Origin of the sequence: Microvirga arsenatis, from assembly GCF_009910705.1 — a bacterium.
Classification (GTDB): Bacteria; Pseudomonadota; Alphaproteobacteria; order Rhizobiales; family Beijerinckiaceae; genus Microvirga; species Microvirga arsenatis.
Window position 1 is genome coordinate 19,418 of the sequence record NZ_JAAAXJ010000016.1, and the last position, 17,847, is coordinate 37,264.

The window sequence follows — 17,847 nt, forward strand, 5'->3', positions numbered from 1 at the left end:
ACTAAGGGGTGAACGCTCATGATTGCGAACGAAGCCGAGCTGCGGGCGCTCATGACGGCTGGTCTGAACGGCGATGCGGCGGCCCACCGCGTGCTCCTGGACAGGCTCAGTCGCCACCTGCGGGCTTACTATAAGAACAAGCTCGCGCGGATCGGGCGGAGCGCCGACGAGGCGGAGGATCTGGTGCAGGATGCGCTGATGGCGATCCATACCCGGCGGCACACCTACGACCCGGGCGAGCTCTTCACCCCGTGGGTGCATGCCATCGCGCGCTACAAGCTCATCGACCACCTGCGCCACACGAAGGCCTCCATGGCGGATGGGCCCATCGAGGATGCCGCCGACTTCGAGGCGCAGGACGACCATGCTGGGGCGGAGAGCGCCCTCGACCTCGACCGCCTGCTCGCGCGGCTGCCCGAGAAGATGCGGCGCGCGATCCGGCACGTTAAGATCGATGGCCTGAGCGTCGCCGAGACCGCCGCTCGTTGCGGCATGTCGGAATCGGCGGTCAAGGTGAGCGTGCATCGGGGCCTCAAGGCCATGGCGGCGGCAATCGCCCAGGGAAGGACCACATGAAGACCGACGACCTGATCAACATGCTCAGCACGAACGTCGAGCCGGTGGACCGCGGCCAGCTCAGGCGCAGCCTCGGCCTCGCGGTGGCGCTCGGGACCGGTGGGGCGCTCGTTGCGGCCCTGCTGACGCTCGGGGTCCGTCCGGACCTGCACGAGCCCGGCGCCCTGGCCTTTCTCGGCCTGAAGCTCGCCTTCTCGGCAGGCGTCGTCCTGGTGGCGTCGCTGCTGCTGACGCGCCTCGCCCGCCCGGGCGGAGAGCGCAGGACCCGTCCCGTCCTGGCGCTGCTGCCGTTCGCCGCCATCGTGCTGCTCGCGGGCCTGAGCCTCGCCTATGCACCGAGCACCCATTGGGAGGCGATGATCGTGGGCGACATGTGGCTAGAGTGCCTTGTGTCGATCCCAATCATCGCCATCGTGCCCTTTGCGGTGATTGTCTGGACCGTGCGCCGGCTCGCGGCGCCCACGGACCTGGCGCGGACCGGTGCCTTCGCCGGCCTGGCCGCCGGCGGTGTGAGCGCGATGGGCTATGCGCTGCACTGCATGGACGACTCCCTGCCGTTCATCGCGCTCTGGTATGGCGGCACCATCATCCTGTGCACAGTGGCCGGGGCGCTGCTCGGTCCGCGTCTGCTGCGCTGGTGACCGGAGACACCCGCGGCCAACTGCGCCGTCGGGGTGGTCAGTAGACCTGTAACCCGCCGGCCCAATTGTGTGAAGTCCTGATGACGAATACGCAACGTCCGGCTGGGCACGGGAGCCCTGATGCAAAGCGTTGGGCCGGAGGGCTCCATGGCACGACAATCTGCGGTTCGGTCGCGACGGTCCGACACCATCTGGCACAAGGGCCGGCGTCCGAGGCGGCGCATCCGGTCGAGCTAAGCCAAGGCCGGCGTGCGTGCCTTGCGCAGGCTCGTCTGGCTGATGCTGGGGGGAATGGCCGTGTTCATGGTGCTGTCATTTCAAGGCATCGGCCCCGGCACGCGTCCGGACCCATCCTCGCGGGCTTTCCTGGACCGTGCGCACTCCGTTTTCACGCCCTCAAGATCGCCTGCAGCCGCAGGAGCATCACAGGACCAAAGCTTAGCCGACATATCCGGGGCGCAGATGCCTTGACGATGCCGGGACCGGCCCTTCACGACCGCGTGAGCATGTAACCGATCCGCGGCTGCCTCCGAACTTATGGTCAGAAGTGCATGGAGCACAGCAGCGGAGGTCTCCACATGAACGCAAGCAACGGTTCCGTCGTGACGAAGTCGAGCCGCCTGCCGCAGCCATTCAGCCGTCTTGGACGGGGCGGGCGGCGTACCTGGCTTGCCCTGGCGGCGATCCTGCTGGTCGGCGGCGCCGCATTGAACTGGGGCTGGCTCGTGGCCGCGGGTATTGCGCCGTTGCTGTTGGCCCTGGCGCCGTGCGCGGCCATGTGCGCGCTCGGCCTGTGCATGAAGGGCGGCAACGCCTGCAAGAGCGAGAGCAATGGCGCAGTCCCGGTGCGGGCGGCCAACGCTGGCCAAGGGGGCGCGGAACCGGCCTGACCGCAACTGAACCTACTCACGACATACACTACGACATCCAAGGAGATGCAGACATGAACACCTTCACAAAGACAACTCTCGCCCTCGCCGCGCTCGGTGCGACCGTGGCAATGGCTCCGGCGCTCCACGCCCAGGGTGCCCCCGCCCCAGGCGCATCGCAAGGCCAGGGCATGGGCAACATGGGTGGCATGGGGAACATGGGCGGCATGGGGAACATGGGTGGCAACATGAGCGGCGGTGACATGGGCGGTATGGCCGGCATGATGAAAATGATGGAGGACTGCAATCGCATGATGCAGTCGATGAACAATCAGAATCCGTCGCGCGAGACCCCGCCGGCCACCCCCGAACAGAAGGGGTAGGCGGCGCGACGGGCCGCCGCGTCATGACCTCCCCCTGCGGCGGCCGCATCCCCCATCACAGGCAGGGCCGGAGGCCGGCGAAATCCGTCTTCCGTGGACGGAGAAGGATCGGTCGCCGCCCCCTGCGAGGCGGCAGCAAGCCAAAGGAGTACCATCATGCCCCGCAGTTTCGATGCACTTGAGCGCCAGGTGTTCCTGGCCTTCGAGCAGGCTGTCGCGGACAAGCGCTTGGACGTGGCAGACCATCTGCTTTACGCCCTTGAGGCGCTCGATCCGGAGTTCGAGGGACCCGCGATCCGTCGCGCCTGCCGTTCGATCCTGGAACCAGCCTTGGGGGCGGAGGACGCCGACACCGCTCCCCCGAGCCGACACTGACCCTAGCCGATCACGGGCCCTGGCGGAGCGGTGTCGCGCCGGCCGGGCCCATCAGAAATGAAAGAGCGCTGCGATGAGATCTTCACGAGGACCCTGTTGGCTCGCCCTTGCCGTGATCGGCCCGTTGGCGGTCATCGGCGCGACTTCGTCGAAGGCATCGGAGACCGTGCGCGTGGCGGAGTTGCCGCGCCAGACGCATATCCACGGGCTTGCCGTGGACCGTCAGGACCCGTCGCGGCTCCTGATCGCGACCCATCACGGCCTTTTCCGGGCTGGCCCGGACGGACGCGCGGAGCGGATTTCGGAGGTCCAGGACTTCATGGGGTTCACCCCGCATCCGACAGACCCGAAGACGCTGTTCGCGAGCGGGCACCCCGCTCGCGGAGGCAACCTGGGTTTCATCGCCTCCACTGACGGCGGTGCCACCTGGCGGCAGGTCTCGCCGGGTGTGAAGGGACCCGTCGACTTCCACCAGATGAGCGTGAGCAGCGCGGACCCCGCGACGATCTATGGCGCGTATGGCGGGCTCCAGGTGAGCCGGGACGCCGGCAGGACCTGGACGGTCGTGGGCCCCACCCCGGACAAGCTGATCGACCTCGCCGCTTCCGCCAAGACATCCGACACGCTCTACGCCGCCACGGAGAATGGCCTCCTTGTGAGCAGTGACGGCGGCAAGGGCTGGACGACCGTCCTCGCCGGGGCGCCCGTGAGCCTGGTTGAGGTGACCCCGGACGGTTCGCTCTACGCATACGTCGTCGGGCGTGGCCTCCTGCGCTCCGACGCCGAGTCGCTGGTGTTCGCAACCGTCGGCGACGACTTTGGCGGGGGCGTTCCTCTGCATCTTACGGGAGATCCCGCCAATCCGGCTCGCCTCTTCGTCGCAACGGCGCGCGGCCGCGTGCTCACCAGCACGGACCGGGGACAGACATGGTCTGAGATGGGAGCCGGTGGCTCTTAGATGGCTCCGGGCGCAGACCATCCCAAGGCGCAACGCGCCCTCATCCCGAGGAGCCGGTGCTCCGGCGGGGCTGTCTCGGCACGGGCTTTGGAGAACGGGCACCAACAATCCGAGGAGGCGAATTGACCACCGGCGCAACCCACACGGCCCCGGGCCGCCCTTCTGGGATCGCCCGATCCTGGCACGCGGCACTGCGCTGTTACTTGATTGTCGTAGCCCTGGGCAATCTCGCTTGGGAATTCGCCCACATGCCGCTCTACACGCTCTGGACGACCGGATCCTGGGCTGAAATCGTGTTTGCGGCCGTCCATTGCACGGGCGGGGACATCCTCATTGCCCTTTCCAGTCTGACCATCGCCTTGCTGACCGTCGGCACCGGCGCCTGGCCGGCCGAGCGGTTTCGCACCGTGGCTGCGCTGACCGTTGCCTTTGGGCTTGGCTATACGACCTTCAGCGAGTGGCTCAACATCGTGGTCCGGGCGGCGTGGGCCTATTCCGACCTAATGCCCGTGTTCCCGGTGTTCGGCTTCCACGTCGGGCTGTCCCCGCTGCTGCAGTGGATCGTCGTCCCGCTCGCCGCCTTCGCATGGGCCGCCCGGTCCGGGAATCAACGCCACCCTGTCGAGCCTCTCCGTGCGGTCTGACAGGACGGCCAGGCTGCGCCCCCACCGGTTCTGGCTCGCGGTGGGTGCCGTCACCGTCGCAGGAGCCGCGACGGCTTGGTTTGGTCTTCGTCTCTGGGCCGCGGACCCGAGGGTGGCCCGTGGTCGGCAGCTCTACGACGCCCACTGCGCCTCCTGCCATGGCCTGAAGCTCGAAGGCCAGCCGGACTGGCAGACACCGAAGGTGAACGGCCGCCTGCCGGCACCTCCCCACGACGAGAGCGGGCACACCTGGCATCACAGCGACCGCGAGCTCTTCCTGATCACCAAGAAGGGCATGGGAGCGGTTGTGCCAGGGCACGAAAGCGACATGCCGGCGTTCGAGGGCACGCTGGCCGACCAGGAGATCGAGGCGGTGCTTGCCTACATCCGGAGCACATGGCCGGAGCGGGCTCGCCGCTACCAGGACGAACGCAGCCGGGCGGACGCCGCTCGCCAGAAGTAATGGCGGCATCGTAGAGGCCCGCCGCCACAAGGGAGAAAGGCGAGGAATTATGCACGGCGCCTCGGCTCGGGCGAGAGGATGTCGAGCACCGGGCACTCGGGGGCGGTGCCGCCCTCGCACCGGTCAATGGTCTGCCCGAGCAGCCGCTCAAGTTTCCTGAGGTCGGCGATCTTCGCGCGGATATCGTCCAAGTGTCTTGCGGCAATCTCACGAACGTCGCCGCACGGGGCCCGCTCCGGCCCGCCCAGCGCCAGAAGCGCCTTGATCTCGTCCAGCGTGAACCCGAGCTCGCGGCCGCGTCGGATGAAGGCCAGTACACGTGTATGGTGGTGATCATAGACCCTTCGGCCCCCCTCACTTCGGGGTGGCGCGGGCAGCATCCCGATCCTCTCGTAGTAGCGGATGGTCTCGATGTTCACCCCTGTGAGCCGTGACAGCTCGCCGATGGGGAACGTGTCACCTCGCGAATGCGTGATCGCCTCCATCAAAAATCCTCTTGCTCCTGTAGTCACTACAGGATGCACGGTGGCTCCATCGACGTAAAGGAGATTGTTTGATGCGTTCATTGACCCGTGCAGAGGCACGTGACCTGGAGAGCCGGCCAGCGAGCGAGAGCGCTCCCCGTGACAGCCAAGGTCTGCTGGCGGTGGGAGGCCTTCTGGCCGCGCTCGGAGCCTCGTCCTGCTGCGTCCTGCCACTCGCGCTCTTTGGTTTCGGGGTGGGTGGAGCATGGATTGGCAACCTGACCGCGCTGGCGCCCTACCAGCCTGCCTTCGTGGCCGTGGCGGTGGCCTTCCTGACGTTTGGCTTCTGGCGGATCTATCGTCAGCCCAAGGCTGCCTGTGCGCCGGGAAGCTCCTGTGCGCGGCCGGGATCGAGCCGCATCGCGAAAATCGGCCTCTGGATGGCTGCCGTGCTCGTCCTGGCGGCCGTCACCTTCCCCTACACCGCCCCGCTGTTGATCAACCTGTGAGGAGACCTGAGATGAAGACCCTGTTTCGTATCGCCCTGACCGCCTCCGCCCTGATGCTCGCGGGTGGAGCCATAGCCGCGCCACGGACCGTCACGCTTGAGGTTGAGAACGTGAGCTGCGTGAGCTGCGCCCCGATTGTGAAGAAGGCGCTCTCCCGCGTTCCGGGCGTCAGCCAGGTCACAGTCGTTGAAGCTGACGGCATGGCGACGGCGACCGTCACCTTTGACGATGAAAAGGTCACGCCCGAGGCGCTGACCCAGGCAACGACCAATGCCGGTTTTCCCTCGACCGTGAAAGGCTCTTCGTGAACCACGTCCCGACCGAAACACACGAAAGTTGAGATCATGAGTGACTGCTGCGCCACAGGCGCGAAGAACGGCAACGACCACTACGATCTGGTAGTGGTTGGGGCCGGGTCGGCCGGGTTTTCCGCCGCCATCACGGCTGCCGAGCAGGGAGCGCAGGTCGCCCTCGTCGGCCACGGCACGATGGGAGGCACCTGCGTCAACGTCGGCTGCGTGCCCTCCAAGGCCCTGATGCGGGCCACGGAGGCGGTGCACCACGCCAAGGCGGCCTCGCGCTTTGCCGGGATCGACGGAACCGCGCGGGTCGCCGACTGGCAAGCCCTGGTCGCCCAGAAGGACGACCTCGTCGCGAGTCTGCGCCAGGCCAAGTACGCCGACCTCCTGCCGGCCTACAACAACGTCGCCTACCATAAGGGCCAGGCCCGGCTCATCGAGGGCGGCGTGGAGGCCGGCGGCAAGCGCCTCGTCTCCGACCGCATCATCATCGCGACCGGGACGCGGCCGGCCCTGCCGGCCATCCCGGGCATGGCCGACGTGTCCGCGCTCGACAGCACGGCGGCGCTGTCCCTGACCGAGCTGCCCCGCTCGATGATCGTGGTCGGCGGCGGCTATATCGGAGCCGAGCTCGCGCAGACCTTCGCCCGTGCCGGAGTGGAAGTAACGCTGGTCTTCCGCAGCCGCCTTCTGCCCGAGGCCGAGCCCGAGATCGGGACGGCCCTTGCCGGCTACCTGGCAAACGAGGGCATAACGGTCATGGGCGGCCTGACCTACGACTCAGTTCGCAGGACGGAGGACGGGGTCGCGCTCATCGTCGTCAGGGACGGACGTCCGCAGACGATCACCGCCGAGCGCATCCTGGTCGCGACCGGACGCGCGCCCAATACCGAAGGCCTCGGACTGGCAGAGGCGGGCGTTGCCCAGACCCCTACGGGGGCCATTCTCGTCGACGACCGCATGCGCACCAGCAAGGCCGGCGTCTACGCGGCCGGTGATGTCACGGGTAAAGACCAGTTCGTCTACATGGCGGCCTACGGCGCGAAGCTCGCGGCCAAGAACGCGCTCAATGGCAACAGCCTACGCTACGACAACTCGGCGATGCCCGCGGTGGTCTTCACCGACCCGCAGGTCGGGAGCGTGGGCCTGACCGAGGCGCAGGCCCGCGCCGCCGGCCATGACGTGCGGACCTCGGTACTGTCGCTCGACAACGTGCCCCGGGCGCTGGCCGCCCGCGACACGCGGGGCTTGATCAAGCTCGTGGCGGACCGGGGCACCCGCAAGCTGCTCGGGGCCCACATCCTGGCGCCCGAAGGTGCGGACAGCATCCAGACGGCGGCCATGACGATCCGCGGCGGGCTCACGATTGATGATCTCGCGGAGGCGATCTTCCCGTACCTGACCACCGTCGAAGGGCTCAAGCTCGCCGCCCAGACCTTCGACAAGGACGTCAAGAAGCTGTCCTGCTGCGCAGGATAGCGCCGGCCAGCTCCATGGAGGATTGAGCCATGACCATCACCGTGAACCCCGCACGGGAGCGTGCAGCGGAGATCAGGCCGGGCGTGTTGCGCCCGGACTGGTCGGCCGCGACGACGCCGGCTGTCCTACAGGCCCTCGCCGGACGCGTGACGGCCCGTTCGGGCCTGCTCGACAAGTGGTCGCACGCGCTCGAAGCGAGCGAGGACATCGTCTGGCGGACCGTCCTGCGGCTCTACGCGGCCAAGGGGCGGCCTCCAAACGTCGACGAAATCGCCGTCGCGACGGGGATCGACGGAGGCCGCGTCGGCGCGCTCCTGCGCAAGCTGCAACTGCGGGATCTCGTTGGTCTCGATGCCGGGGCGGAGACCATCTGGCTGGCCTATCCCTTTACGGAGCGGGCGACCGGGCATCGGGTCGAGCTCGACGGCCATGTCCTGAATGCCCTGTGCGCCATCGACGCCCTCGGAGTCGCCGCGATGTACGGCACCGATGTCACCGTCGAGTCGCAATGCCGTTCCTGCGGCGAGACGATCCGCGTCACGACCGCCGATGTAGGCCAGGCGCTGCGGAGCGTGTCCCATCCCGAGGCGGTCGTCTGGTACGACTTTGCGTACACCGACAACGCGGCCTCATCGTGCTGTCCGGCCATCGCGTTCTTCTGCTCCGACGGGCACCTGCAACGCTGGCTCGGCAGCCAGGCAGGCCCGCGCACGGGAGCCCGCCTGAACATGAACGAGGCCCTGGAGGTCGGCCGCGCGATCTTTGGGCCTGTCCTCGCCGCCGCAAGGCAAGACGACGGGTCGGAGGATCTGCCGTGAATGACAAACTGGTCGCGATGCTTGTCACCTTCGTCGTCGTGCTTCCCCTCTACGCCATGTGCTGCCTCGGGCCGGCTGCGGTTGTCGGCTCGGTCGGAGGCCTGCTTGGGTGGCTCAGCGGATCCGTTAGCCTGGGCGTTGTCAGCTTTGCCGCAACCACGGCTCTGCTGGTGTCCTGGCGGATGCACCAGAGAAAGGCTGCTTCCGCCGCCTCTCCGGGTACCTCGCGCGAATTGCCGGGCAGCCCATGTTGCACGACGGAATCCCGTGCCTTGCAGTTTCCCGACCGGGTTGTGGTGAAAGTCGGGATCAGGAGGCAGGATGTCGAAGCGAGACGTTGAGGAGGGCTCCGTCCTGGCGGTGGCGTTCAACGGGGATGGCCTTGTCCCGGCAGTCGCTACGGACGTGGTGACGGGGGAGGTCCTGATGCTGGCGTGGATGAACGCGGAGGCGCTGGCGCGGACCATCGCGACCGGCGAGGCCTGGTACTGGAGCCGGTCCCGCCGGGAGCTCTGGCACAAGGGCGCGACCAGCGGCCAGATCCAGCATGTCCAGGAGCTGCGGGTCGACTGCGACCAGGACACCGTTTGGCTCAAGGTCCGGGTCGACGGCGATGGCGGCTGTTGCCACACCGGACGGACAAGCTGCTTCTACCGCATGGTCGTGAACGGACCGGAGGGGCCAGTTCTCCGCCGGGCGAACCCGCAGCTCCCTCCGCATTCTTGAGGAATCTCGGGCTGGCGCCGGGTCGGCGCAAAGCCATGCAACCGTCACACGCGACCGGGAGAGCCCCATGACCAAGAACTACGACCTCGTTGTCATCGGATCGGGAACCGCCGCGATGGTGGCCAGCCACCGGATGGCCTCCGCCGGCCGGAAGGTCGCGGTGGCCGACTACCGCCCGTTCGGCGGCACCTGCGCGCTGCGCGGCTGCGACCCCAAGAAGATGCTGGTGACGGGCGCGCAGGTGATCGACGACGTGCGGCGCATGACCGGACGCGGGGTGGTGGCCGAGGATGCCCAAATTCTTTGGCGCGACCTCATCGCCTTCAAGCGGACCTTCACCGGCCCGGTCCCGGGAAAGCAGGAACGGCGTTATGCCGACCACGGCATCGATGCGTACCACGCCCAGGCCCGCTTCGTCGGCCCGAACGCGATCGAGCTGGATGGCGGGGACCGGCTCGAAGCGCAGCACATCCTGATTGCCGCCGGAGCGCGGCCGGCGCCGCTCGGCTTCCCGGGCGAGGAGTTCCTCATTACCAACGCGGAATTCCTCGAACTGGAGGAGCTGCCGGAGCGCATCGTCCTGGTCGGCGGCGGATACATCGCCGCCGAGTTCTCGCACATTGCCGCCCGCGCCGGCGCGAAGGTCACGATCCTCCAGCGTGGCGGACACATGCTGCCCCACTTCGACGCCGACCTCGTTGGTTGGCTGATGGAGAAGTTCCGGGAGATCGGCATCGACGTGCGCACCCGGACCTCGGTCGAGGGCGTGGAGAAGACCGACCGAGGCTTCCTGGTCCGGGCGCGGGCGGACGGGGGCCAGCCCGTGACGGTCGAGGCCGACCTGGTGGTTCATGCCGCCGGGCGCATTCCGGATCTCGACTCTCTCGACCTTCAGGCGGCGAGCGTCGAACGCGATGGGAACGGGCACCTAAAGCTCAACGAATTCCTCCAGAGCATCTCCAATCCGGCCGTCTATGCCGCCGGCGATGCCGCCCGAATGGGGCCGCCGCTCACCCCTGTGTCCAGCCACGATGCAAAGGTCGTCGTGCGCAACCTCCTCGACGGCAACCGGCATCGGCCGGACTACCGCGGTGTTCCGAGCGTTGCGTTCACGATCCCGCCGATCACCAGCGTCGGATTGAGCGAGCGGGAGGCACGCGAGAAGGGCCTGAAGTTCCGCATGCAGAGCCAACTCGTGCCGAACTGGTACACGGCGCGGCGGGTCGCCGAGAGAGTCTACGGCTTCAAGGTGCTGGTCGATGACGAGACGGACCTCATCATTGGAGCCCATCTCGTGGGGCCTCACGTCGACGAGGTCATCAACCTCTTCGGCCTTGCAATCCGTCACGGGCTCACCGCCGAGGACCTGAAGATGACGATGTTCGCATACCCGACCGGGGCATCCGACATCGGCTACATGCTGTAGATCCATCGCCCGGAAGCATCGGCCGGCTACTCGGCGGCCTTGACCTAGTGGCTCATGGCTTCTGCCGCGAGGCGCTTGGCTTCCTTCTCGGCTATCTCCTTGCGCTCGCTGTAGCGGTCGGTGAGATAGTCGGAGCGGTCGCGGGTCAGGAGCGTGAACTTCACCAATTCTTCAATCACGTCCACGACCCTGTCGTAGTAGGAGGAGGGCTTCATCCGCCCGGCCTCGTCGAATTCCTGGAACGCCTTGGCTACCGAGGACTGGTTCGGGATCGTCACCATCCGCATCCAGCGCCCGAGCACCCGCAGTTGGTTGACGGCGTTGAAGGATTGGGAGCCGCCGCAGACCTGCATCAAAGCCAGCGTGCGCCCCTGCGTCGGCCGCACCGAACCCGTCGCGAGCGGGATCCAGTCGATCTGCGCCTTCATCACCGCGCTCATCGCCCCGTGCCGCTCCGGGCTGCACCAGACCTGTCCCTCGGACCAGAGCGACAGCTCCCGCAGTTCCTGCACCTTGGGATGGTCGCTGGCAGTCGCGTCCGGCAGCGGCAACCCATGCGGGTCGAACACGCGGGTCTCGGCGGCAAAGTGCCGGAGCAGGCGCTCCGCCTCGAGGGTGAGGAAACGGCTGTACGAGCGCTCCCGCAGGGAACCGTAGAGCAGGAGGATGCGGGGAGGGTGCGTGGACAGCTTCGCCGGCTCCAGCCTGCCGTGGTCGGGTACGTCGAGGACCGAGAAGTCGATGTTGGGAAGATCACTCACCGGGCTGGACTCCCCGCTTGGGGCCAGCCGCAGGCAGCCTGTGACGCACGGCACCGCGCTCGTACCAGCCCTGGCTGCGGTTCACGATCCAGACGACGGACAGCATCACGGGCACCTCGATCAGCACGCCGACGACGGTCGCCAGCGCCGCTCCGGAGTTGAAGCCGAACAGGCTGATGGCCGCTGCCACCGCCAGCTCGAAGAAGTTGGATGCGCCGATCAGGGCGGAGGGGCCGGCAACGCAGTGCTGCTCCCCGGCGACCCGGTTGAGCAGGTAGGCCAGCCCCGAGTTGAAGTAGACCTGGATCAGGATCGGCACCGCCAGCATGGCGATGATGAGCGGTTGCGCCAGAATCTGCTCGCCCTGGAAGCCGAACAGCAACACGAGCGTGGCGAGCAGGGACACCAGCGACAGCGGCTGCAAGACGCGGAGCAATCCAGTCAGGGACGCCTCGCCACCGCTTGCTAACAGGCGCGAGCGCAGGAACTGGGCCAGCACCACGGGGATGACGATGTAGAGCACCACCGAGAGCAGGAGCGTGTCCCATGGCACCGTGATCGCGGACAGCCCGAGCAGCAGGCCGACGATGGGTGCGAAGGCCACCACCATGATCACGTCGTTGAGCGCCACCTGCGACAGGGTAAAGTGCGGCTCACCCTTGGTGAGATGGCTCCACACGAACACCATTGCCGTGCAGGGCGCGGCCGCCAGGATGATCAGGCCGGCGATATAGGAGTTGATCTGGTCGGCGGGCAGGTAGGGCTTGAACAGGTATCCAATGAACAGCCAGCCGAGCGCCGCCATCGAGAACGGCTTCACGGCCCAGTTGATGAACAGGGTCACGCCGATGCCGCGCCAGTGCTCGTGCACCCGCCCGAGCGAGGCGAAGTCGATCTTGATCAGCATCGGGATGATCATGAGCCAGATCAGGGCCGCAACGGGCAGGTTGACCTTGGCGACCTCCAGCGCACCCACGGCCTGGAAAAAGCCGGGGAGGAGATGGCCAAGGGCAATGCCGGCGACAATGCACAGGGCGACCCAGAGAGTCAGGTAGCGTTCGAAGATGGACATGCGAGAATCCTTCAGGTGGTGGCCGCGCGGTGTCCGGAGGCGTCGACGACGATCCCGCCATCTTCCTTGCGGAACTCGCCGATCTGCGGCGGCAGGAGGTCGAGGACCGCCTCGGATGGACGGCAGAGGCGCACGCCTTTGGGGGTGACCACGATGGGGCGGTTGATCAGGATCGGGTGGGCCATCATCGCATCGAGAAGCTGGTCGTCGGTCAGGTCCGGATCATCGAGGCCGAACTCATGGTAGGGGGTGCCCTTCTCGCGGATGATGGCGCGGACCGGAACACCCATCCGGTCGATGAGCTGGCGCAGCTGGAGCCGCGTCGGTGGCGTCTTCAGATACTCGATGACGTGCGGCTCGATGCCGGCATTGCGGGTCATGGCCAGCGTGTTGCGGGACGTGCCGCAGTCTGGGTTGTGGTAGATGACGACATCCATGGGAGGGATCTCTCAGGCCGAGCGGCGGTCGAAGGGGAGAACGGCCTCGGAGGTGGCGCCCTCGAGGCGGCCGATCTCCCGCAGGTGATGGGTCAGCGCAACCTGGTCGAGACTTGCCATCGGCAGAGCCAGGAAGGCGGAGATCCGGTTCTTGAGGTACTTGGCGGCCTGGACGAAGGCGCGTTCCTTCTCGATGTCCGGTCCCTGAACTGCCGCGGGGTCCTCGATGCCCCAGTGGGCGGAAGCCGGATGGCCGGGCCACACCGGGCAGGCCTCGCCCGAGGCGCTGTCGCAGACGGTGAAGATGAAGTCCATCACGGGCGCATCCGGCTTCGCGAACTCGTCCCAGCTCTTCGAGCGGAACCCGTCCGTGGGATAGCCGAGGCTGTCGAGAACCTTCAGGGCGAATGGATTGACGGTGCCCTTCAGCTGGCTGCCGGCCGAGAATGCGTTGAAGCGGCCGGCACCGTCCTTGCGGAGGATGCCCTCGGCCAGGATGGAACGGGCAGTGTTACCCGTGCACAGGAACAGCACGTTGTAGGGACGGTCAGCCATCGAGGGCCTCCTTCGGGGCACAGCAGGGAGCGAGGGCATCGATCAGCGGAGCGCACACGCCGGGATGGCCACCGCAGCAATCCTTGAGCAGGAAAGTCACGACCTCGCGCAGGCGGTCGAGGTCGGCGCGGTAGATGATCGAGCGGCTCCGGCGCTCGGAGCGGACGAGAGCCGCCCGGGAGAGGATGCCGAGGTGCGAGGACATGGTGTTATGCGGGACCGCCAGCTCCCGGGCGATGTCGCCCGCCGGGAGACCCTCCGGCTCATGTTTCACCAGCAGCCGGAACACGTCGAGGCGCGTGGACTGGGCCAAAGCCGCAAGGGCGAGGAGTACGTCATGTGCTTCCATATGTCGAGATATATAGACACGTTGGGCCCTTTGCAAGCCTGCCTCTGCGTCCGTCACATGCAACAGGCGAACGGTCCCCGCGTTCGGATCGCAGTGGGCCGGGCATTGCGGGTCGCCCGACCAACGGGCATGCTGAGCGGCAGAAGAGGATGACGTGCCCTGAGCCGAGGAACTCCGGCTGCCGGGGTGCGTTCGTCGAATGTCAGGTTTTCGGCGCACCCGTGGACATGACCATAAGCAGGGACTATATTTCGCGTATGCCAGTCAGGAACGCCCATAAGGCCGTCGTGCCTGCCGAGTTCCCCGAGCTTGCGATGCTCGCCTGGAACCGCAACCCGGAACGTCCGATTCCGGGGGAGGAGGCGCTTGCCCTGTACGAGCGCAATTGGCGGCACGTCGACAAGGACCACCTGACGCTGCGGGAAGCCGAACTCATCCATGAACTCGCCGAGGAGTTCGGGAACGGCTACCTGCTGGCCTCCTGAACTCCGGCACCTTCCCACACCTGATCGACTTCTTTCCAGGAGCCAGCGAGGAGGTTGCCGTGGCTTTCGTACGCCCCCAGCATAACGTGATCGCTGAGGCGCTCCGGTCGATGGATGCCCCGTTTCTCGAGCGGGCGCGGTGCTACTTCGGCGGCGGAACGGCAATCGTGCTCCAGAACGGCGAATACCGCCTCTCCTTGGACGTCGACTTCCTTTGCGCCGATCCCGATGGGTACCGCGAGCTTCGCATCGCCGCCCTCGAGCGGGGCGCCCAGGCGTTCTTCGGTCCGGATGTTGAGACGGTCAGGCCGTTCATCGCCGACCAGTACGGCATCCGCGGACGCTTCTCGCTTCGTGGCCAGCCCATCAAGTTCGAGGTCGTTCGCGAGGGGCGCGTCACGCTCGAAGGGGCAATCGACCCCGCGCTCGGGGTTCCCATCCTTGCGGTCGCGGATCAGTTCACCGAAAAGCTGCTGGCCAATGCAGACCGCTGTGCGGATCGGTCCGTTGCCTATCGTGATGCCATCGATCTCGGTTATCTCATCCTGTCGAACGGTTCGATCCCACCCGAGGCCGTGCAGAAGGCGGAAAGGGCCTATGGCTCCGACGTTCCCCGAAAAATCGCAGCCGTCCTGGGCTATCTCGCCAGCCCCGAGGAGGCTCGGCGGGCGGCGGAAACGCTTGAGATGTCCTTGGACGCGGTCCATCAGGCCGCCGCACGTCTCCATGGCGCAGCCACCGCGGCCTGGCCGGAGATGTCCTTCGGATCGTTCGTGACGGAAGAGACGACTTCGGCGGAGACGCGATTTCCCGAACCCTGACGCAAGTGGTCACGGCTTGCCCGTGGATTCCGGGAGGGGGTGCGACCGGACGCGAAGGCAGCAAGGATGCTTGCGGTGGAGGTGATCAATTCCATTCGACCCCGGCACTTGGTCTAGTGCTCAAGATGCTGGCACTGCCCGTGGTCCGCGAGGACCTCGATGATCCGGCACTCGGAAATCCGGCGGTGGTCGCAGGTGACCATGGTCTCGAGTTCGTTCCGCAAGGCCGTGAGCCGTGCGATCTTGTCCTTCACCTCGTCGAGATGAGCCTTGGTGATGTCATGCACCTCGCCGCAGGAACGGTCGGGGTCGCCTGCGAGCCCCAGGAGCTGCCGGATCGCCTCAACCTCGAAGCCGAGCTCGCGGGCATGACGGATGAAGTTGAGCCTGCGAACGTCCTCCGGACGATACCGCCGCTGCTGCCCCTCGGTCCGGATCGGCTCGGCGAGAAGGCCGATCTGCTCGTAGTACCGGATGGTCGGGATCTTCACCTGGGTCTGCCGGGACAGCTCGCCGATCGTCAGGGACATCGAAAAAACCTCTTGAACCTCTAGCCACTAGAGGATGTAGGGTCGCCGTGACTCAAAATGCAAGGACCGGACGATGACGGCAAACGTCGCTCCCCAGAAGATCAGGTATCGCGTCCAGGGCATGGATTGCGGGAGCTGCGCCCGCAAGATTGAGACCGCGCTCACCCGCGTGCCCGGCGTCTCCGACATCAACATCACCACTGCCACCGAGACCCTGCGCCTGCGGGTCGACGGCGATGGCACGGGCGAGCGGGTCGAGAAGGTGGTTCGCGACCTCGGCTACGGCATCACCCCGGTGACGGAGGAAACGCGGCACCACCATGATCATGGGGCCGAGGATGGTCCCTGGTGGCGCTCGGCCAAGGGGCGACTGACGCTCTTCTGCGGCATTGCCCTCGCCGCCGCGTGGGGTCTGGCTGCGCTCCTGCCGAGCTACGAGGCGTGGCTCTACACCGTCGCCATGGCCATCGGTCTGGTGCCGATCGCCCGCCGGGCCGCGTCCGCGGCCCTGGCCGGGGCGCCGTTCACCATCGAGACCCTGATGAGCATCGCCGCCGTTGGCGCGGTGATCATCGGCGAGACCGAGGAGGCTGCCATCGTGGTGCTCCTGTTCCTCGTTGGCGAGCTCCTGGAGGGCGTCGCTGCCGGCCGGGCACGGGCCAGTATCCGCTCGCTAACCAGCCTAGTACCGAAGACCGCCTTTATCGAGCGCAACGGCACCCTGCAGGAGGTTCAGGCCGAGATCCTGGCGGTCGGCGACGTGATCGCCGTCCGTCCTGGCGACCGGGTCCCAGCCGATGGTGTCATCGTCTCGGGCGAGAGCGCCATCGACGAGGCGCCCGTCACAGGCGAGAGCACGCCGAAGCGCAAGGGTAAGGGTGAGACCGTCTTCGCCGGCACCATCAACACGGACGGCACCTTACGGGTTCGCGTCACCGCCGAGGCCGAGGATAACACCATCGCCCGGATGGTCCGCCTCGTGGAGGAGGCGCAGGAGGCCAAGGCGCCGACCGAGCGCTTCATCGACCGCTTCTCGCGGTACTACACGCCGGCCGTGCTTATTGTCGGCGCCCTCGTGGCCATCCTGCCGCCGCTGCTGGCGGGCGAGCCCTGGGGTGAGTGGGTCTACAAGGGACTGGCCGTGCTGCTGATCGGCTGCCCGTGCGCCCTCGTCATCTCGACTCCCGCCGCCATCGCAGCCGGCTTGGCGGCGGGCGCCCGCCGCGGGCTCCTGATCAAGGGTGGGGCAGTCCTAGAAACCCTCGGCAAGGTCACGGCGGTTGCCCTCGACAAGACCGGCACCCTGACCGAAGGTCGTCCCAAGGTTACCGACGTCGTTGCGTTGCAGGGCACCGAGCGTGAGATCCTGGAGGATGCGGCCGCCCTCGACGCCACATCGTCCCATCCCATCGCCAAGGCCATCGTGAGCCGGGCGCAGGCCGAAGGCATCGAGGTCGTCCCCGCCGTCGGCGTCATGGCGCTCGGCGGCAAGGGCGTGAAGGGCCGGTTCCGCCGCCGAGGCCTGTATCTGGGCTCGCCCAAGGCGGCGGCTGACATCGCACCTCTCCCGACCGAGGCCGAGGCCCGTATAAGCGCCTTGCAGGAGGAGGGTAAGACCGTGTCGGTCCTCCTCGTGAACGACACGTCCGTCGGGCTGATCGCAGTTCGGGACGAGCCTCGGGAGGACGCCATCGCCGGCTTGCAGGCGCTCAAGGCGCGCGGGATCACGCCGATCATGCTCACCGACGACAATGCCAAGACGGCGGCGGCCATCGCCCATACCTTGGGCGTGGAGGCACGGGCCGACCTGCTGCCGCAGGACAAGCTTCGGATCGTCAACGAGCTCAAGGCGCAGGGGCAGGTTGTCGCCAAGGTCGGCGACGGCATCAATGACGCCCCGGCTCTGGCCGCGGCGGATGTCGGCATCGCGATGGGCGGCGGCACCGACGTGGCGCTGGAGACGGCGGACGGCGCCGTGCTGCATGGACGCGTGCTCGACATCGCTCGCATGATCGCGCTCTCCAAGGCCACGATGGGCAACATCCGCCAGAACATCGTCGTGGCTCTCGGGCTCAAGGCGGTGTTCCTGGTCACCACCATCATCGGCATCACCGGGCTTTGGCCGGCCATCCTGGCCGACACCGGCGCGACGGTGCTGGTGACCGCGAACGCCATGCGCCTGCTCGGCTTCCGCGGCAATGCGTGAG

25 protein-coding genes are annotated in these 17,847 nt (G+C 67.1%); 18 read left to right on the top strand and 7 right to left on the bottom strand.

Going from position 1 to position 17,847, the window contains the following annotated elements; genetic code table 11:
• The first annotated feature begins 18 nt into the window (after positions 1 to 18).
• The 8 genes from GR303_RS19900 to GR303_RS19935 all read left to right on the top strand — a co-directional run bounded on the left by GR303_RS19900 (position 19) and on the right by GR303_RS19935 (position 4,909).
• A complete protein-coding gene (locus GR303_RS19900; protein WP_161725195.1) occupies positions 19 to 576 on the top strand; it encodes a sigma-70 family RNA polymerase sigma factor in 558 nt (185 codons plus the stop codon).
• Positions 573 to 1,217: an NrsF family protein gene (locus GR303_RS19905; RefSeq protein WP_161725196.1), complete on the top strand. Its 645-nt coding sequence runs from the start codon at positions 573 to 575 to the stop codon at positions 1,215 to 1,217. The genes GR303_RS19900 and GR303_RS19905 overlap by 4 nt, the downstream gene beginning before the upstream one ends.
• 578 nt (positions 1,218 to 1,795) lie before the next feature.
• Positions 1,796 to 2,107 (top strand): hypothetical protein, encoded by a 312-nt coding sequence (locus GR303_RS19910; protein WP_161725197.1) that lies wholly within the window; start codon positions 1,796 to 1,798, stop codon positions 2,105 to 2,107.
• Between the two features lie 53 nt (positions 2,108 to 2,160).
• The gene (locus GR303_RS19915; protein ID WP_161725199.1) at positions 2,161 to 2,469 is read left to right on the top strand and encodes a hypothetical protein; all 309 of its coding nucleotides are present in this window, start codon (positions 2,161 to 2,163) and stop codon (positions 2,467 to 2,469) included.
• A 156-nt stretch (positions 2,470 to 2,625) separates the two neighbouring features.
• On the top strand, positions 2,626 to 2,844 hold the full coding sequence (locus GR303_RS19920) for a hypothetical protein (protein ID WP_161725200.1): 219 nt from the start codon (positions 2,626 to 2,628) through the stop codon (positions 2,842 to 2,844).
• A gap of 73 nt (positions 2,845 to 2,917) precedes the next feature.
• Positions 2,918 to 3,802: a F510_1955 family glycosylhydrolase gene (locus GR303_RS19925; RefSeq protein ID WP_161725201.1), complete on the top strand. Its 885-nt coding sequence runs from the start codon at positions 2,918 to 2,920 to the stop codon at positions 3,800 to 3,802.
• A gap of 203 nt (positions 3,803 to 4,005) precedes the next feature.
• A complete protein-coding gene (locus GR303_RS19930; RefSeq protein WP_201752157.1) occupies positions 4,006 to 4,446 on the top strand; it encodes a hypothetical protein in 441 nt (146 codons plus the stop codon).
• Complete coding sequence (locus GR303_RS19935; protein ID WP_343038475.1) at positions 4,436 to 4,909, top strand: c-type cytochrome; 474 nt, start codon at positions 4,436 to 4,438, stop codon at positions 4,907 to 4,909. The genes GR303_RS19930 and GR303_RS19935 overlap by 11 nt, the downstream gene beginning before the upstream one ends.
• 47 nt (positions 4,910 to 4,956) lie before the next feature.
• Here GR303_RS19935 and GR303_RS19940 read toward each other — a convergent pair whose 3' ends face one another.
• Positions 4,957 to 5,394, bottom strand: a complete 438-nt coding sequence (locus GR303_RS19940; protein WP_161725203.1) for a MerR family transcriptional regulator — start codon at positions 5,392 to 5,394, stop codon at positions 4,957 to 4,959.
• Between the two features lie 71 nt (positions 5,395 to 5,465).
• Here GR303_RS19940 and GR303_RS19945 point away from each other — a divergent pair, with 71 nt between their 5' ends.
• The 7 genes from GR303_RS19945 to GR303_RS19975 all read left to right on the top strand — a co-directional run bounded on the left by GR303_RS19945 (position 5,466) and on the right by GR303_RS19975 (position 10,630).
• The gene (locus tag GR303_RS19945; RefSeq protein ID WP_161725204.1) at positions 5,466 to 5,882 is read left to right on the top strand and encodes a mercuric transporter MerT family protein; all 417 of its coding nucleotides are present in this window, start codon (positions 5,466 to 5,468) and stop codon (positions 5,880 to 5,882) included.
• 11 nt (positions 5,883 to 5,893) lie between these two features.
• Positions 5,894 to 6,190: a cation transporter gene (locus tag GR303_RS19950; RefSeq protein ID WP_161725205.1), complete on the top strand. Its 297-nt coding sequence runs from the start codon at positions 5,894 to 5,896 to the stop codon at positions 6,188 to 6,190.
• 36 nt (positions 6,191 to 6,226) lie between these two features.
• Positions 6,227 to 7,660: a mercury(II) reductase gene (gene merA, locus GR303_RS19955; protein ID WP_161725206.1), complete on the top strand. Its 1,434-nt coding sequence runs from the start codon at positions 6,227 to 6,229 to the stop codon at positions 7,658 to 7,660.
• A 29-nt stretch (positions 7,661 to 7,689) separates the two neighbouring features.
• Positions 7,690 to 8,478, top strand: a complete 789-nt coding sequence (locus GR303_RS19960; protein ID WP_161725208.1) for an alkylmercury lyase family protein — start codon at positions 7,690 to 7,692, stop codon at positions 8,476 to 8,478.
• The gene (locus GR303_RS19965; RefSeq protein WP_161725209.1) at positions 8,475 to 8,819 is read left to right on the top strand and encodes a hypothetical protein; all 345 of its coding nucleotides are present in this window, start codon (positions 8,475 to 8,477) and stop codon (positions 8,817 to 8,819) included. The genes GR303_RS19960 and GR303_RS19965 overlap by 4 nt, the downstream gene beginning before the upstream one ends.
• On the top strand, positions 8,800 to 9,204 hold the full coding sequence (gene hisI / locus GR303_RS19970) for a phosphoribosyl-AMP cyclohydrolase (RefSeq protein ID WP_161725211.1): 405 nt from the start codon (positions 8,800 to 8,802) through the stop codon (positions 9,202 to 9,204). The genes GR303_RS19965 and hisI overlap by 20 nt, the downstream gene beginning before the upstream one ends.
• 67 nt (positions 9,205 to 9,271) lie before the next feature.
• Complete coding sequence (locus GR303_RS19975) at positions 9,272 to 10,630, top strand: dihydrolipoyl dehydrogenase family protein (protein ID WP_161725212.1); 1,359 nt, start codon at positions 9,272 to 9,274, stop codon at positions 10,628 to 10,630.
• Between the two features lie 44 nt (positions 10,631 to 10,674).
• On the opposite strand, the gene arsH is transcribed toward GR303_RS19975, so the two are convergent.
• From arsH to GR303_RS20000, 5 genes are read right to left on the bottom strand one after another with little or no spacing between them, the layout of a single operon-like run.
• Entirely contained in the window at positions 10,675 to 11,391 is a 717-nt protein-coding gene (gene arsH / locus GR303_RS19980) for an arsenical resistance protein ArsH (protein ID WP_161725213.1), read from the bottom strand.
• Positions 11,384 to 12,463, bottom strand: a complete 1,080-nt coding sequence (arsB, locus tag GR303_RS19985) for an ACR3 family arsenite efflux transporter (RefSeq protein ID WP_161725215.1) — start codon at positions 12,461 to 12,463, stop codon at positions 11,384 to 11,386. The genes arsH and arsB overlap by 8 nt, the downstream gene beginning before the upstream one ends.
• Positions 12,464 to 12,474: 11 nt before the next feature.
• The gene (gene arsC / locus GR303_RS19990) at positions 12,475 to 12,900 is read right to left on the bottom strand and encodes an arsenate reductase (glutaredoxin) (RefSeq protein WP_161725217.1); all 426 of its coding nucleotides are present in this window, start codon (positions 12,898 to 12,900) and stop codon (positions 12,475 to 12,477) included.
• Between the two features lie 12 nt (positions 12,901 to 12,912).
• The gene (locus GR303_RS19995) at positions 12,913 to 13,455 is read right to left on the bottom strand and encodes an arsenate reductase ArsC (protein ID WP_161725218.1); all 543 of its coding nucleotides are present in this window, start codon (positions 13,453 to 13,455) and stop codon (positions 12,913 to 12,915) included.
• On the bottom strand, positions 13,448 to 13,804 hold the full coding sequence (locus tag GR303_RS20000; protein ID WP_161725219.1) for an ArsR/SmtB family transcription factor: 357 nt from the start codon (positions 13,802 to 13,804) through the stop codon (positions 13,448 to 13,450). The genes GR303_RS19995 and GR303_RS20000 overlap by 8 nt, the downstream gene beginning before the upstream one ends.
• A gap of 257 nt (positions 13,805 to 14,061) precedes the next feature.
• Here GR303_RS20000 and GR303_RS20005 point away from each other — a divergent pair, with 257 nt between their 5' ends.
• Positions 14,062 to 14,289 (top strand): hypothetical protein, encoded by a 228-nt coding sequence (locus GR303_RS20005; protein ID WP_161725221.1) that lies wholly within the window; start codon positions 14,062 to 14,064, stop codon positions 14,287 to 14,289.
• Positions 14,290 to 14,348: 59 nt separating this feature from the next.
• On the top strand, positions 14,349 to 15,110 hold the full coding sequence (locus GR303_RS20010) for a nucleotidyl transferase AbiEii/AbiGii toxin family protein (protein ID WP_161725223.1): 762 nt from the start codon (positions 14,349 to 14,351) through the stop codon (positions 15,108 to 15,110).
• A gap of 113 nt (positions 15,111 to 15,223) precedes the next feature.
• On the opposite strand, the gene GR303_RS20015 is transcribed toward GR303_RS20010, so the two are convergent.
• Positions 15,224 to 15,640 carry a MerR family transcriptional regulator gene (locus tag GR303_RS20015; protein ID WP_161725224.1) on the bottom strand — a complete coding sequence of 139 codons (417 nt, stop codon included), beginning with the start codon at positions 15,638 to 15,640 and terminating at the stop codon, positions 15,224 to 15,226.
• A gap of 73 nt (positions 15,641 to 15,713) precedes the next feature.
• On the opposite strand from GR303_RS20015, the gene GR303_RS20020 reads away from it, so the two are divergent.
• Positions 15,714 to 17,846, top strand: coding sequence for a heavy metal translocating P-type ATPase (locus GR303_RS20020; protein ID WP_161725226.1), 2,133 nt, complete (start codon positions 15,714 to 15,716; stop codon positions 17,844 to 17,846).
• Position 17,847 lies beyond the last annotated feature (1 nt).